Source organism: Rhizobium sp. 862_C5_N1_2 (assembly GCF_051811205.1).
Taxonomy (GTDB): Bacteria; Pseudomonadota; Alphaproteobacteria; order Rhizobiales; family Rhizobiaceae; genus Rhizobium; species Rhizobium leguminosarum.
This window is the reverse complement of sequence record NZ_JBPWPT010000001.1, coordinates 186,850-200,915: the sequence shown is the minus strand read 5'-3', so window position 1 is coordinate 200,915 and position 14,066 is coordinate 186,850. Positions and strand designations below refer to the sequence as shown.

Annotated in this window: 12 protein-coding genes and 1 tRNA gene; 6 read left to right on the top strand and 7 right to left on the bottom strand. The window is 60.3% G+C overall.

What is annotated here, in order from left to right; translation table 11 throughout:
• The 4 genes from pstA to phoR form a co-directional block, all read right to left on the bottom strand.
• Nucleotides 1-1,323: a phosphate ABC transporter permease PstA gene (pstA, locus tag ACD590_RS01025; protein WP_130699389.1), complete on the bottom strand. Its 1,323-nt coding sequence runs from the start codon at nt 1,321-1,323 to the stop codon at nt 1-3.
• Nucleotides 1,320-2,801, bottom strand: a complete 1,482-nt coding sequence (pstC, locus tag ACD590_RS01020; protein WP_439001983.1) for a phosphate ABC transporter permease subunit PstC — start codon at nt 2,799-2,801, stop codon at nt 1,320-1,322. The genes pstA and pstC overlap by 4 nt, the downstream gene beginning before the upstream one ends.
• A 171-nt stretch (nt 2,802-2,972) precedes the next feature.
• Entirely contained in the window at nt 2,973-4,007 is a 1,035-nt protein-coding gene (locus ACD590_RS01015) for a substrate-binding domain-containing protein (protein ID WP_003556194.1), read from the bottom strand.
• A 483-nt stretch (nt 4,008-4,490) separates the two neighbouring features.
• On the bottom strand, nt 4,491-5,714 hold the full coding sequence (phoR, locus tag ACD590_RS01010; RefSeq protein WP_439001982.1) for a phosphate regulon sensor histidine kinase PhoR: 1,224 nt from the start codon (nt 5,712-5,714) through the stop codon (nt 4,491-4,493).
• Nucleotides 5,715-5,956: 242 nt separating this feature from the next.
• Here phoR and ppk2 point away from each other — a divergent pair, with 242 nt between their 5' ends.
• Nucleotides 5,957-6,838 (top strand): polyphosphate kinase 2, encoded by an 882-nt coding sequence (gene ppk2, locus ACD590_RS01005; RefSeq protein ID WP_026188606.1) that lies wholly within the window; start codon nt 5,957-5,959, stop codon nt 6,836-6,838.
• Nucleotides 6,839-6,950: 112 nt separating this feature from the next.
• Here the strand turns inward: ppk2 and ACD590_RS01000 are convergent, their stop codons facing one another.
• On the bottom strand, nt 6,951-8,138 hold the full coding sequence (locus ACD590_RS01000; RefSeq protein WP_130715547.1) for a regulator: 1,188 nt from the start codon (nt 8,136-8,138) through the stop codon (nt 6,951-6,953).
• Between the two features lie 288 nt (nt 8,139-8,426).
• On the opposite strand from ACD590_RS01000, the gene ACD590_RS00995 reads away from it, so the two are divergent.
• From ACD590_RS00995 to ACD590_RS00985, 3 genes are all read left to right on the top strand, one after another.
• Complete coding sequence (locus ACD590_RS00995) at nt 8,427-9,386, top strand: NAD(P)H-dependent flavin oxidoreductase (protein WP_439001981.1); 960 nt, start codon at nt 8,427-8,429, stop codon at nt 9,384-9,386.
• A gap of 110 nt (nt 9,387-9,496) precedes the next feature.
• A tRNA-Thr gene (locus ACD590_RS00990) sits at nt 9,497-9,572 on the top strand.
• Between the two features lie 259 nt (nt 9,573-9,831).
• Nucleotides 9,832-10,437 (top strand): hypothetical protein, encoded by a 606-nt coding sequence (locus ACD590_RS00985; RefSeq protein ID WP_247265642.1) that lies wholly within the window; start codon nt 9,832-9,834, stop codon nt 10,435-10,437.
• A gap of 111 nt (nt 10,438-10,548) precedes the next feature.
• Here ACD590_RS00985 and ACD590_RS00980 read toward each other — a convergent pair whose 3' ends face one another.
• On the bottom strand, nt 10,549-11,049 hold the full coding sequence (locus tag ACD590_RS00980) for an ankyrin repeat domain-containing protein (protein WP_130750659.1): 501 nt from the start codon (nt 11,047-11,049) through the stop codon (nt 10,549-10,551).
• Between the two features lie 64 nt (nt 11,050-11,113).
• Nucleotides 11,114-11,287, bottom strand: a complete 174-nt coding sequence (locus ACD590_RS00975; RefSeq protein ID WP_165420482.1) for a hypothetical protein — start codon at nt 11,285-11,287, stop codon at nt 11,114-11,116.
• Nucleotides 11,288-11,656: 369 nt separating this feature from the next.
• Here ACD590_RS00975 and ccoN point away from each other — a divergent pair, with 369 nt between their 5' ends.
• Nucleotides 11,657-13,300 carry a cytochrome-c oxidase, cbb3-type subunit I gene (gene ccoN / locus ACD590_RS00970; RefSeq protein ID WP_439001980.1) on the top strand — a complete coding sequence of 548 codons (1,644 nt, stop codon included), beginning with the start codon at nt 11,657-11,659 and terminating at the stop codon, nt 13,298-13,300.
• A 3-nt stretch (nt 13,301-13,303) separates the two neighbouring features.
• Nucleotides 13,304-14,056: a cytochrome-c oxidase, cbb3-type subunit II gene (ccoO, locus tag ACD590_RS00965; RefSeq protein WP_018244636.1), complete on the top strand. Its 753-nt coding sequence runs from the start codon at nt 13,304-13,306 to the stop codon at nt 14,054-14,056.
• Nucleotides 14,057-14,066: the final 10 nt, after the last annotated feature.

Sequence of the window (14,066 nt, the reverse complement as noted above, 5' to 3'; positions counted from 1 at the left end):
TTACCAGCGGCGCTCGAAGCGACGACGCAAGAGGATGGCGCCCATGTTCATGACGATCAGGAACAGGAGCAGGACGATGATGGCACCCGAAGTACGCTCAACGAAGGCACGTTCGGCCTCGTTGGCCCACATATAGACCTGTACGGGCAGAGCCGTCGAGGGATCGAGCGGCGTCGTCGGCGCGTTGGCGACGAAGGCGACCATGCCGATCAAGAGCAGCGGCGCGGTTTCGCCGAGCGCATGCGCCAGGCCGATGATCGTGCCGGTGAGGATGCCGGGCATGGCGAGCGGCAGAACGTGGTGGAACACCATCTGCATCTTCGAAGCGCCGAGGCCGAGCGCTGCGGCGCGGATCGACGGCGGCACGGCGCGTAGTGCCGCACGCGTGGCGATGATGATCGTCGGCAGGGTCATCAGCGTCAGCACCAGGCCACCGACCAGCGAGGCCGAGCGCGGCAGGCCGATGAAGTTGATGAAGACGGAAAGACCGAGCAGGCCGTAGACGATCGAAGGGACCGCGGCGAGGTTGTTGATGTTGACCTCGATCAGGTCCGTCAGCTTGTTCTTCGGTGCGAACTCCTCGAGATAGATCGAGGCGGCGACGCCGATCGGCAGAGCGAGCACGAGGACAATCAGCATCAGATAGAGCGAGCCGATCAGCGCGACGCCAAGGCCTGCGGCCTCCGGACGGCTGGAATTGCCGTTGACGAAGAGGCCGGTGTTGAACTGCTTGTGGAGAGCGCCGCTCGCCTTCAGCTCGTTCATCCAGGCAACCTGCTTGTCGTTGACCTTGCGGTTCTTCTCATCGACCGACAGGTCGATCTGGCCCTTGCTGGCGCTGTCGACATTGGCGTCGGCGAGCACCGTGACATTGACCGTCTTGCCGATAAGCGACGGATCGGCGACGACCATGTCGCGCAGCTGAACCGGCGCACCCTTGGAGAGCATGGCGGATGCATCGCGCACATCGGGACGGCTTGCGGCATTGACGTTCAGCTGCTTGACGATCGCGTCGCGCAGGAGAACCGGGTAGTTGGCGGCGATCAGCACCGAAGGGTCGGTCGCACGCTTATTGTTCGGATCGATCGTCTTCTCGGAGAATTCGATCGGCAGGGTAATCGCCGTCTGCTGGAAGGCGGTATAGCCTTTGCCGATCACCGTCCACAGCAGGATGAAGAGGAAGACGAGGCCGAAGGTGATGGCGGCGATGCCATAGGCCTGGAACCGGCGCTCGGCGGCGTAGCGGCGCTTGATGCCGATGTCGCGGCGCACGGGCGCCTTGGAAACGGTGACGCCTGATGTGGGAGAAACAATATCCGTCATTCGTACTGCTCCCGGTATTTGCGCACGATGTAGAGCGCATAGATATTGAGGCAAAGCGTGATGCAGAACAGCGTGATGCCAAGGGCAAAGGCAACCAGCGTCTGCGGCGAGGTGAACTCAAGGTCACCAGTCAGCTGGTTGACGATCTTGACGGTCACCGTCGTCATCGGCTCGAAGGGGTTGATCTGGATGCGGGCGGCGACACCGGCGGCCAGCACGACGATCATGGTTTCGCCGATGGCGCGCGAGGCCGTCATCAGCAATGCGCCGACGATGCCGGGAAGAGCGGCGGGGAGAACCACTTTCTTGATGGTTTCGGAGCGTGTGGCCCCAAGACCGAGCGAACCGTCACGCAGGGCGCGCGGCACGGCGGTGATGATGTCGTCCGACAGCGAGGACACGTAGGGGATCAGCATGATGCCCATGACGATGCCGGCCGTCAGAACGCTCTGCGCCTGGATGAAATTGCTGTAGTTGCCGCTCAGAAGACCGCTGATCTGGGCGGAGAAATCGCGCAGGAACGGACCGACGGTGACGAGCGCGAAGAAGCCGTAGACGATCGTCGGAATGCCGGCGAGCACTTCGAGGAGCGGCTTGGCGACGCCGCGCACTTTCGGCGAAGCGTATTCGGCCATGTAGATGGCGGCGAAGAGGCCAACCGGCACGGCGACCAGCATCGCCACCAAGCCGATATAGATCGTGCCGAGCAGCAGCGGGATGAGGCCGAACTGGCCGAAGGAAGAGCTGCCGGCGCCGGCAAATCGCGGATCCCAGACGGTGCCGAAGAAGAAGTCCATGGCGGGAACGGCCGCAAAGAAGCGGGCGGCTTCCGACAGCATGGAGAGCACGATGCCGATCGTCGTCAGAATGGCGATCGAGGAGGCGAGCAGCAGGCCCCAGAGCATGACGCGCTCGACCCGGTTGCGGGCGCGGAAGCGCGGAGCGATGGAACGCAGCGCATAGAAGGCGCCGGCAATGGCGAGAGCGAAGACAACAGCCGTCATGGCGATGCGGCTCGTCATGCTCATGGTGTTGAGCTTTTTGGCGGCGTCGAGCATGTAAGGCAGCGGCTGGCCGGCGAGCGGCACGCCCTTTTCGAGGAGCTTGGCCTGCAGGGCTGCGGGATCGCTGGAGACCGCCGCAGCTTCATCCGCGGTCAGCATCGTCAGGCCGCGGGCGACCGTCGCCACCATCGAATAACCAAGATCCTGCTCGACCGAGGCTTGAGCCTTGATGCCGTCAGGGACAGCGCCGCGAACCGAGGACTGGATGATGCCGGGGCTGATGGAGAGCCAGAGGCAAAGGACGATGAGGGCGGGAAGAACCGCCCAGATCGCGGCATAGGCGCCGTAATAGGCCGGCCGTGAATGCAATGCGGAGGATCGGCCTCCGGCAAGCGCCGTGGCACGGTTGCGCGCGACCAGATAGGCGGCGGCTCCGATCACCACAATGCACAAAAGTATGATGGATGTGCTCATTCGTTACGTCCCCAGGCCCATAGCCCCCAAAAAGCCCGGCAGCTTCATCAGCCTGCCTTCAGCTTCCACTCATGGAGAAGGAATTCCAACCCTGCAGCTCCAGAACCGCCGGCGCGCAGGGACATAAGGCAATGCCGGCGCGGGCTGAAAGGCGCCGCGCCGGCAAAGTTATTACATGGACTTGCCGGCTTCGACGTCCTTGCGGATCGCGTCGCGTTCGGCATCCGGAGCGGCAACGAGGCCGTATTCGACGAGCGGGCTGTCGGGGCCGATCATCTGGTCGGATACGAAGAAGTTGACGTATTCCTTCAGACCCGGAACGGCGCCGAGATGTGCCTTCTTGACGTAGAAGAACAGCGGGCGGGAAACCGGGTAGGTGCCGTTAGCGATCGTTTCCGTGGACGGAACGATACCGCTCATGCTCGCAACCTTGAGCTTGTCGGCGTTGTTTTCGTAGAAGGAAAGGCCGAATACGCCGACGCCGGTCTTGTTGGCGGCGATGCGTGCGAGGGTTTCCGGATAGTCGCCGTCGATGTCAACGGCAACGCCGTCCTTGCGGACTGCGACGCAGGCCTTGCCCTGGGCAGCCTTGTCGGCGATTTCCTTGGCGATGACGTCGGTTGCGCCAGAGGCCTTGCAGCCGGCGGCGAGAACGTTCTGTTCGAAGACTTCGCGGGTGCCGTGCTTTTCGCCCGGGATGTAGGCAGCGATATCAACAGCCGGAAGCTTCGGGTTGACTTCCGACCACTTCTTGTAAGGGTTGGCGACGAGCTTGCCGTCGACGACAACCTGGGCTGCGAGGGCCTTGTAGATGTCGGCAGGAACATAGGCGACGTCAGGGTTGGAAGCGTCGGTTGCGAAGACGATGCCGTCGTAGCCGATCTTGACTTCCTGGATGTCGGTTACGCCGGCAGCCTTGCAGGCTTCGGCTTCGTTCTTGTTGATCGGACGCGAAGCGTTCGCAATGTCGATGGTGTCTTCACCAACGCCCTTGCAGAATTCCTTCAGACCAGCGCCCGTGCCGCCGGATTCAACGACCGGCGTCTTGAAGTTGGTGAAGGTTTCGCCGAAGGACTCGGCAACGATCTTTGCGTAAGGCAGGACGGTGGACGAACCAGCAACCTGAATCTGGTCGCGGGCGACGGCAGCGCCAGCGAAAGCGGCAGTTGCAGCGAGCGCGGCAACGGTGAGCTTGAAGGTGTTCATGTAAATCTCCCGGCATTTGGGCTTGTGTGAGTGCGGCCTTAGAGAGGCCCTCGCATTGCCTTTTTTCATCGGCGAGACTCTCTTAGCGCTGTAAGCACCGTCCTTTTATGTCAAAGGCGTGAAACATTTGTGACAGGTTAAGTCTTTGATTTATAATAAGATATTCTAAATAGGCCGATCAATCGTGTCGGCGAACGGCAAATTCTGGCCGGCAATCCACCTTGCGTTGTAGAAACAGGCTGCATATCGGCGACGAGCAGTGAAGTGGCGGCTTACCGCTTCCGTCCTTTCATTAACGTTGTTCCGCGTGATTTGCCCCTCATCCGGCTGCCGCCACCACCGGGGTCGAGCCACGGGTCTCGACCCGTCCTTCGGACCCCCGCTCGCAGGGAGAAGGGACATGCCGCGCCCTCTCCGTTCCCACTCACTCTCGTAGGGCACGTCCCCTCTCCCCGTCTTTTACGGGGAGAGGGGACGCATACGTCAAAAGCGGACGGTAAAATCGGTACCCTTGCCGACTTCCGACTTGACGATCAGCCGCGCCCGGTGGCGGGTGAGGATGTGCTTGACGATGGCAAGGCCGAGGCCGGTGCCCTTCTTCGAGCGGCTGTCCTCGATGCTGACACGATAGAAGCGCTCGGTCAGGCGCGGCACATGCTCGGCCGGAATGCCGGGGCCTTTGTCGACGATGCTGACCTCGACCGGCTGGCCGGTGCCGTTCTTCAGCCAGACATCGACGATCTCGCCCTCCTGGCCGTATTTGCAGGCATTTTCCATCAGGTTTTCGAAGACCTGGACAAGCTCGTCACGGTCTCCCAGCACCTCGACCTTGCCGTCGGGCAGATGCAGGTTGATGTCGACGCCGACATCCCTTGCCAGCGGCACCAGCGCATCTCTGACATGACCGAGCAGCGGCACCAGATCGATCTTCTCATCCGGGGCGATGTGCGATTTCAGCTCCAGGCGCGAGAGCGAGAGCAGGTCGTCGACCAGCCGGCTCATGCGCGTCGTCTGATCGAGCATGATATTGAGGAAACGCGCCTGCGCCTTCAGATCGTTCTTCGCCGGCCCCTGGATGGTCTCGATGAAGCCGCGCAGCGAGGCAAGCGGCGTGCGCAGCTCGTGGCTGGCATTGGCGACGAAATCCGAGCGCATGCGGTCGATGCGGCGGACCTCCGAAATATCACGGAAGGAGAGGATGAAATAGCGCTCATGTGGACCGTTATCGGTCGCGAATTCGACAGGAGCGCTACGGACGATATAGACGCGCTCGGATGGCAGCCGCTCGGAATGCTCTATCTGGTTCGGCGCGTTGGTGGCGATGGTTTCGCGCACCATGTCGAGCACGCCCGGCGAGCGCAGGCGGGCCGATATATGGGCGCCGAGCGCCATCTCGCCGAAGGCCTTTTCGGCAGCGCGGTTCTGGAAGAGCACCGAGGCGTCGTCCGACAGCAGCATGACAGGAAAATCGAGGCCGGCGAGCGTTGCAGAAACCTCCGGCAGGCGGCTTGGCGGCGCCTCCGGCTCGATCTCCACCGGCGGAGCGGGGTCGGCCTCGATGATCGGCGCCTCGTTGAAAAGCGCGGTGAGGATCATCACAAGCAGCAGGACAAGCACAACCCATTTGTTCATGCCGGCGGCAAGCGCGGTAAGCGCGCTGAGGATCGCCGCAAGCAGCACCGGCCGCTCGCGCCTTATGCGCGCCAACAGGCTTTTTCTCCATGGAGTTTCGTCTGGCAAGTGCCCTCGCGGCGTCGATTCGTTTTTCTTTATATTGAACTCTGCCTGATAGCGGCAATTCATGACAGAAGTTTTCGGGCCGCAGCGTCTCAAGCGAAAGTCCGCAGCCGAAACCCACAAAAAATGATCGGCCAACCGCGAAAGATTTGATTTTCAACGGTAACTATGTTCGCCTGCAGGAAGAGAACAATCAGGCTGAGGAGGATCACATGGACGAGGACGTCGAAAACAGGGCCGTGGAGCTGGAGATCCGCGGAAAGAAACGCACCTTCGATGTCGACGATCCCATTCTGCCGGACTGGGTGGACGAACACGCGCTGGAATCCGGCGATTTTCCCTACAAGAAGAAGCTCAAGGAAGAGGACTATCTGGAGGAGCTGGAAAAGCTGCAGATCGAACTCGTCAAGGTGCAGTTCTGGCTGCAGGCGACCGGCAAGCGGGTGATGGCGCTGTTTGAGGGACGGGACGCCGCCGGCAAGGGCGGCGCGATCTCCGCCTCCTCCGCGCATATGAACCCTCGCCTTGCGCGCGTCGTGGCGCTGACCAAGCCGACCGAGCGGGAGCAGGGGCAATGGTATTTCCAGCGTTATGTCGCGCAGTTTCCGACGGCCGGCGAATTCGTGCTGTTCGACCGCTCCTGGTACAACCGCGCCGGCGTCGAGCCGGTCATGGGTTTCTGCACGCCGCAGCAATATGAGGATTTCCTCAAGCAGACGCCGCAGCTCGAAAAGATCATCGCCCATGAGGGCATCTTCTTCTTCAAATTCTATCTCGATATCGGCCGCGAGATGCAGCTGAAGCGTTTCCACGACCGCCGGCACGATCCGCTGAAAGTCTGGAAACTGTCGTCGATGGACATCGCAGCGCTGACGAAATGGAGCGATTACAGCGACAAGCGCAACCGGATGCTGAAGGAAACCCATACGGATTTTGCGCCGTGGACGGTGATCCGCGCCAATGACAAGCGGCGGGCGCGCCTCGAACTCATCCGCCACATGCTGAACAAGATGGATTATGACGGCAAGGACAAGAAGGCGCTGGGAACGGTCGATGCGGAGATCATCGGCTCAGGCCCAGGTTTTCTGAAATAGGGCTTTCTGAAATAAGGCCACCGATTGCATCGCGACCGGGGTCACCTGCTCCGGTGGGACGGGGGTCACCGGCTCCGCCGGGACTGAGCCACCGGCTCCGCCGGGGCTGAGATCATTGCCCCGGCAGAATGCGGATGGCGAAGAGGTTGATGCCGCGCGCCTTGCCGTCGAGATCGCTGTTGATCGTCAGCGTGCCCGGCGAATTCGGCGCCAGCGAGCGGTCGAACTTCACCTGCAGCAGCGCATCCGATTTTTCCCGGGTGACGTTGAAGCGATGGCGGGCGCAATTGCCGAGCGTCTGGAAATTGCATTCGACGGTGATTTGGGTCGGCTCGTCGGTGGTGGATTGCAGTGTCAGCGCGATCGTCGAGGATTTGCCGGCAAGCTGCTGCAGCACCGAGGGGGGTACGCTGATCGAGATGTTGCCATCGGCCGTACCGCTCTCGGAAATCAACCGCACGGCAGGGCCGTCATTCTCGGCGATTTTTTCAGTGCGCGCCCGCGGGCCGCTTTGGATCTTGTCGGCGTCTTCAGGCTTGAACAGCGGGATCCAATCGGCCGAGAAACTGTTCTGCGGATCGATGGTCACCGGCTGATCAGTGTGGGAGGCGGCATTGCCGTCGCCATCGTCATTGCCGGTGAAATCCTCGGGCTGGGTGCTTGCCGGCGGGTTGGCAACGCTGGTGTCGCGCTCTGCCGCCGACATCAGCAGACCTGATGTATGCGCCCACCAGGCGCCGATGCCGATGAAGGCCAGCAGGACGCACCAGACGAGCAGTCTCGAAAAGAATTTTCGCGGCTTGCGGCGGCCTGCCGCCCGCTCCGGGCGGAAATCCATATTGGTGGCGCGCTGACCGCGGGCAAGGCGTTCCTCGCCGACAGGGGCGGCAGCCAGATGATCGGCACTCCCGGCATGCACGTCGTCGAGGCTGGACTCGTCGCCGCGGCTTGGGGCCACGTCGGGCGCACGGGTCTCGCCTGAAACCATGGGACCGTCGAACTGATCGACTTCAGCTTGGTGAACCGGCGGCGCCGGCATTTCCACCACGGGCGGCACGGGCACTTCAGGCGGCCTCTGGCGGGGGTGAAGGCGGTCGCGCTCCTCGCCTTCGATGGCGTGGATGGTGCTTTCCAGGCGATGGCGGTGATGGGCGACGACCTCGGTGTCAGTGATATCCTGCTTGCGCAGGCCGGCTTCCAGCGCCTGGCGGGCGGACTGATAGATCCTCGCTCGAACCTCCGGATTATCGCGATCGGAATTCTCGAGCGCAGTTCTGATGGCCGTTTCTAATCCGCTCACATTCAGTCCTTCACCTTGAATTCGGCATCGGACTGCAATCCCCGCCGTTCTCCATCAAAATTCGGTAGCGTCAAGTGCGGCAAACCGCAAGCCTTGCGAGGGCGGGCCGCCGTCGATCGGCGGGGATAATCGGCAGGTTTCACCGCTTGCGGGCCTTATTCTATTAGCTTTCTCGGACGTATATATTCGGGCTGAAATCGACGAAGGCATGGCAGCCGCTCTTTTATCGGCTTTTCATCTCTGTTATGAGATTGACGTTTTCGTAAACGTCAATGGAAGTGACGAACCATGGCCCTGCCCCCGATCCTCAAGGACAGATTGAGACTGCCGGTCATCGGCTCGCCGCTGTTCATCATCTCGCACCCGGCGCTGACGCTGGCGCAATGCAAGGCCGGCATCGTGGGGGCGTTTCCGGCGCTGAACGCCCGGCCGGAAAGCCAGCTCGACGAATGGCTGGCGGAGATTACCGAGGAGCTTGCCCGCCACGACGCCGCCCATCCGGAGCGGCCGGCCGCCCCCTTTGCCGTCAACCAGATCGTGCATATGTCGAACAAGCGGCTGGAGCACGACCTGTCGCTCTGCGTCAAATACAAGGTGCCGATCGTCATCTCCTCGCTCGGCGCCGTGCCCGAGGTCAATGCGGCCGTGCACTCCTATGGCGGCATCGTGCTGCACGACATTATCAACAACCGCCACGCCCATTCGGCGATCCGCAAGGGGGCTGACGGGCTGATTGCGGTCGCGGCCGGCGCCGGCGGCCATGCCGGCACGTTGTCGCCGTTCGCGCTCGTCCAGGAAATCCGCGAATGGTTCGAGGGGCCGCTGCTGCTGGCCGGTGCGATCGCCACCGGCGGCGCCATCCTTGCCGCAGAAGCGATGGGCGCCGACATGGCCTATATCGGCTCGCCCTTCATCGCCACCGAGGAAGCCCGCGCCGCGGACGCCTACAAGCAGGCTATCGTCGAAGGCGCTGCTGGCGATATCGTCTATTCCAACTATTTCACCGGCGTGCACGGCAACTACCTCAAGCCCTCGATCGTCGCTGCCGGCATGGACCCGGACAACCTGCCGCTTGCCGATGTCTCGAAGATGGATTTCGAGCAGGCCGTCGGCGGCGCCAAGGCCTGGAAGGACATATGGGGCAGCGGCCAGGGCATCAGCGCCGTCAAGGCGGTCGAGCCGGTGGCCAAACTCGTCGACCGGCTGGAGGACGAATACAGGGCGGCACGCGCCCGGCTGGCGCTCTGAGGCGCCCTCCCCTCTTTTTTGCCAAAGCCACGACAGGGCGCTTGAAATCTTCCAACAATCGCTGTATCAGCGCCATGCAAATCGCGGGCCGTATGCTTCGGCCGCGAGGGGCCGCTTTAGCTCAGGTGGTAGAGCACATCATTCGTAATGATGGGGTCGCAGGTTCGAGTCCTGCAAGCGGCACCATTTTCTTTCAATCCCCCTTTTAGTTCATCTATTGACACTCGATAGGCGCCTTTTCACGACTTCGCGAGGTTGATGAAGTTGAGGCGAGACGGCGAAAGACTTTGAGCGACTTCGACTCCTCTCGCATCATAGTCAGCGAGCCCAATCATTTCTTGTGCTGGGCGCTCGGGTCAAAAAGGCAAGGGGATGACGCACGACGGGGATATTCGAAGCCTTGGCTTCCGCGCTTACCGCGCCAAAGGTAGTTAAAGGACGGAGAATGGCCACAATCACAAAGCTGGACGCTGCCCGTAGACAGTTACTTGCCGCAATCCACCTTCATTGGTTTTTCATCGAGCCGATCGCCGTCTATCAGCTGGCGACGAATGCCTCGGAAATATGCGACGCGATTCTAAAGAAGAGCGGCGGCACCAGAATAAAGCAGCATGTGGCAGAGCAACAGGGGTGGGAGATTGGCCAATTGAACGCTCTGATCAACGTCGCGAGAAATTTCTCAAAGCACGCTGATCGAGACCCGGAGGCCGAGACGGAAGATTTAGTCTTTGAGGACTGCAATGGGGTCATTCTAACTGCCTGCATCGACTATTCGATGGCCGCACGGCGGGCTCCAGATATCGTAGGCGCCTTCATCATCTGGTTTGCCGCCACGAACCCGGAGAAGACGGGGTCATTTCTTTCCGAAGAGGCCCACTCCCTATTCCCCGGGCTCGGGAATATGAGCCGGTCCGATCAAATTCTTGCGGCGCGTCGATATGTTCTTCATCCCCCACCAAGCGAAGTGCTGAATAATGCCCGCAACGAGCTCTCCGATTTTTGGCGATGGAAGGAGCTACGAAGCCAAGGACAAAATTTCCGAACCGAATAGTTAAGCGATCATCTCAAGTTCCTGACGCCTCGTTGAGACTCGACCAAACAAGTGGTCGAACTTGCCCGGGGCAATCTCAAGTCCCTTTGCGGCAAGAGTGCTTTCAGAAAACTATGCACTCCCCCGCGACAAGTATGAGTTGATCAGGTCCGCGGCATCGTCCTCTCCCTTCTCGCGTGCAATATCGGCGGCGGCTGCACCAGTGCGATCGGTCTTTGTCAGGTCCGCATGGTTCTCCAACAATAGTTTTGCAACTTCGGTGCTTCCCCAGGCGGCCGCGCACATCAGCGGGGTCACGCCATCGGCCGTCTCGGCGTTTACGTCCGCGCCAAGGGACAGTAGGTAGTTTGCAACGGCTGCTTCGCCATTCGCAGATGCCTCGTGCAGTGCCGTCATTTCACCACGACCAATCGCGTGTACTGATGCACCGTTCCGCACTAGCGTCTCAACCGCTGCAAGCAAACCTTCAGCTGCCGAGACCATGAGCGGTGTTCGACCATGTATGCCGACTTTGTTCAAGTCGAGTTCCTTGGACTCGATTTCTAGCTGAGCTTGTGAAGCGCCGGCCACGATTCGCTCAATGAAATGCTCAATCTTTGACTGATCGTTCATGGGAGTACGTTGAAGTTCTCTATCATCGCTCTCCTCCAGTCTGGAGGGACATTGTTCGCACACACTACGTTCTCTCGATGCCCTCGCCAATGCTTGGAAGCGCTGCTTCGACGTGACCTCTGGCAAGCTCATAAATCCAGTATTCGTGCGGATAAGCCTTGGTCTGCAGTCTCTCCAGATCCGCAAGAGCATCGTCCAGCAGTTCGGTGGCATCCTGCTTTGAGAGAATGCCATTCATCAGCAGGCGCCGAAGGATGTTAACCTGTATCGCTGTATCGCTGTCTGGCAGGGGATGGCTGCTTCCAGATTGCCTAGCATTTACCTTGTGTATTCGTCCGTCATCTTCCCTGTCACTCCCAATCCAAACGCAATCCCTACCCGGTCATCAGCCTTGGCCAGTGGCAAAGCTCATCTGGCGTCAAATGACAACGGGAACGTTCGCTCCATGAGCGAATAACACGGTCTTCTGCTTCAGGCACAAATCGGTCCAACGGCGATTGTGATGGACGATCCATGTCTATCTTCGCGTGTGCAGGCTCGCAGAACTGATTGCCTTTCAACGCTTTGTGGCGCACCATCATCGACATAGCCGGGGGGATGGGGAACAATGGGACAACTCACGACCGGCGAACGGGGGTTCGCGGCAGCTATACTTATCGCTTTGATGGTTGTCGGTGTCGCGATGGCGGCCGCTGGCCGCTTCGATCCCATCGGCATACATGGCGCTATCGTCCTTGTGTATTGCGGCGCGTTGTTCTGCTACATCCTGACCTCGGCTTTCGACGAAGAACCGGATGCTTCGCGCTTTTCCAGCTACTATGACGATCCGATCAAGGTCGGCGTGGCCTTCACATTGGCGTGGGCGATCTTTGGCATGTTCATCGGCGTCTGGGCAGCTGCACAGCTTGCCTGGCCGAGCCTGAATTTCGATACGGCGTGGTCGAGCTTCGGCCGTATACGGCCCGCCCATACGACAGGGGTGATCTTCGGCTTCGGCGGAAACGCGTTGATCGCGACATCATTCCATGTCGTTCAGCGAACATCGCGCGCAAGGTTGGCCGATCAACTCTCGCCCTGGTTCGTGATCGTCGGCTTCAACCTTTTCTGTCTGATCGCGGTCAGCGGGTATTTCATGGGCGTTACCCAGTCCAAGGAATACGCGGAAGCGGAATGGTATGCCGACCTCTGGCTCGTGATCGTTTGGATCGCCTATTTCGCGCTCTTCGTACGCACCTTGGCGCGGCGCAAGGAACCCCACATCTACGTGGCCAACTGGTATTATCTCGCCTTCATCATCGTGGTGGCGATCCTCCACATCGTCAACAACCTGGCAGTGCCGGTATCGTTCGGACACGCCAAAAGCTACACGGTCTGGTCCGGTGTACAGGATGCGATGGTCCAGTGGTGGTACGGGCACAACGCCGTGGCGTTTTTTCTGACGTCGGGCTTCCTGGGGATGCTCTACTACTATCTGCCGATCCGCGCTGAGCGGCCGATTTTTTCCTATCGATTGTCCATTCTCAGCTTCTGGGGGATCACCTTCTTCTACATGTGGGCGGGGTCCCACCATCTCCATTACACCGCGCTGCCTATATGGGTGCAAAACCTTGGAATGACGTTCTCGGTCATGCTGCTCGTTCCGTCGTGGGCGTCGGCCGGGAACGCGTTGCTCACGTTGAACGGGGCTTGGCATCGCGTGCGTGACGACGCCACTCTTCGCTTCATCATGATGGCGGCCTTCTTCTATGGGCTGTCGACATTCGAAGGGTCTTTCATGGCAATCAGACCCGTCAACTCACTGTCTCATTATACCGATTGGACGGTCGGCCACGTTCATGCCGGTGCGCTGGGCTGGGTTGCCATGATAACGTTCGGCGCGTTCTACACACTCGTTCCATCGATCTGGAAACGCGAAAGGATGTATTCTGCAGCCCTGGTCGAAGTCCACTTCTGGTTGGCGCTTGCTGGCACGCTCATCTACGTTTTCGCCATGTGGAATTCCGGCATCATCCAAGGCTTGATGTGGCGCACTTATTCCGCCGACAACAGTTTGGTCTATTCATTCGTCGACAGTCTGCTGGCGATGTATCCCTACTACATCGCACGCGCTTTCGGAGGGCTGCTTTTCCTCCTTGGGGCGATCGTGGCGAGCTTCAATATCTGGATGACCGTCCGAACGGCTCCCGCCGCGGGAGCAGTTCACGATGCGCCCCTGACTTCGGGCATTCTCGAAAACGCACCGGCGGAGTGAGAGATGAGCGAACGTCTGCACGGAAGACTGGAACGGACGGCCGTCGGGTTTATGCTGGCTATCGTTGTAGCGGGAAGCGTCGGCGGGCTTGTCGAGATCGCCCCGCTGTTCACGATCCACGAGACGGTCGAGGACGCCCCCGACATGAGAGTGTACACACCCCTCGAGGCGGCGGGCCGGAACATCTATGTTCGCGAAGGCTGTTACGCCTGCCACAGCCAGATGATCAGAACGCTGCGGGACGAGGTCGAGCGGTACGGTCCTTATTCTCTTGCCGTCGAATCCAAGTACGACCATCCCATGTTGTGGGGATCAAAGCGCACGGGTCCCGATCTGGCGCGCATCGGCGGGAAGTATTCCGATCTCTGGCACGTGGCCCATTTGATCAACCCTCGCGAGGTCGTGCCGGAATCCAATATGCCGTCCTATCAATGGCTGGCAACAACCCCGCTCGATCTGGGCGATCTGCGTGACCAACTGGCGGCCCTGAGAAGCGTGGGAGTGCCTTATACGGATGACATGGTCGCAAACGCGTCAGCCGATGCCTTCGGCCAAGCCAATCCAGATAGCGAACAGTCCTCAGGCGTCACGGAACGTTATGGGCAAGACACGCAGGTCTCTGCGTTTGACGGCGTAAAAACCAGCGTGACGGAAATGGACGCCATGGTCGCCTATCTGCAGGTGCTTGGCCGGCTCACAAAGGCTGCCTACCAGAACACTGCGGCACCGGAGCAGATGCCGAACCCCAACAATTGATTCCTCAGGG

What these genes read in the sequence shown, in the direction of transcription:
- pstC (WP_439001983.1), bottom strand. Translation starts at nt 2,801, where the DNA reads ATGAGCACATCCATCATACTTTTGTGCATTGTGGTGATCGGAGCCGCC.
- ACD590_RS00980 (WP_130750659.1), bottom strand. Translation starts at nt 11,049, where the DNA reads ATGAACGATCAGTCAAAGATTGAGCATTTCATTGAGCGAATCGTGGCC.
- ACD590_RS00985 (WP_247265642.1), top strand. Translation starts at nt 9,832, where the DNA reads ATGGCCACAATCACAAAGCTGGACGCTGCCCGTAGACAGTTACTTGCC.
- pstA (WP_130699389.1), bottom strand. Translation starts at nt 1,323, where the DNA reads ATGACGGATATTGTTTCTCCCACATCAGGCGTCACCGTTTCCAAGGCG.
- ccoN (WP_439001980.1), top strand. Translation starts at nt 11,657, where the DNA reads ATGGGACAACTCACGACCGGCGAACGGGGGTTCGCGGCAGCTATACTT.
- ACD590_RS01015 (WP_003556194.1), bottom strand. Translation starts at nt 4,007, where the DNA reads ATGAACACCTTCAAGCTCACCGTTGCCGCGCTCGCTGCAACTGCCGCT.
- ccoO (WP_018244636.1), top strand. Translation starts at nt 13,304, where the DNA reads ATGAGCGAACGTCTGCACGGAAGACTGGAACGGACGGCCGTCGGGTTT.
- ACD590_RS00995 (WP_439001981.1), top strand. Translation starts at nt 8,427, where the DNA reads ATGGCCCTGCCCCCGATCCTCAAGGACAGATTGAGACTGCCGGTCATC.
- ACD590_RS00975 (WP_165420482.1), bottom strand. Translation starts at nt 11,287, where the DNA reads ATGAATGGCATTCTCTCAAAGCAGGATGCCACCGAACTGCTGGACGAT.
- ppk2 (WP_026188606.1), top strand. Translation starts at nt 5,957, where the DNA reads ATGGACGAGGACGTCGAAAACAGGGCCGTGGAGCTGGAGATCCGCGGA.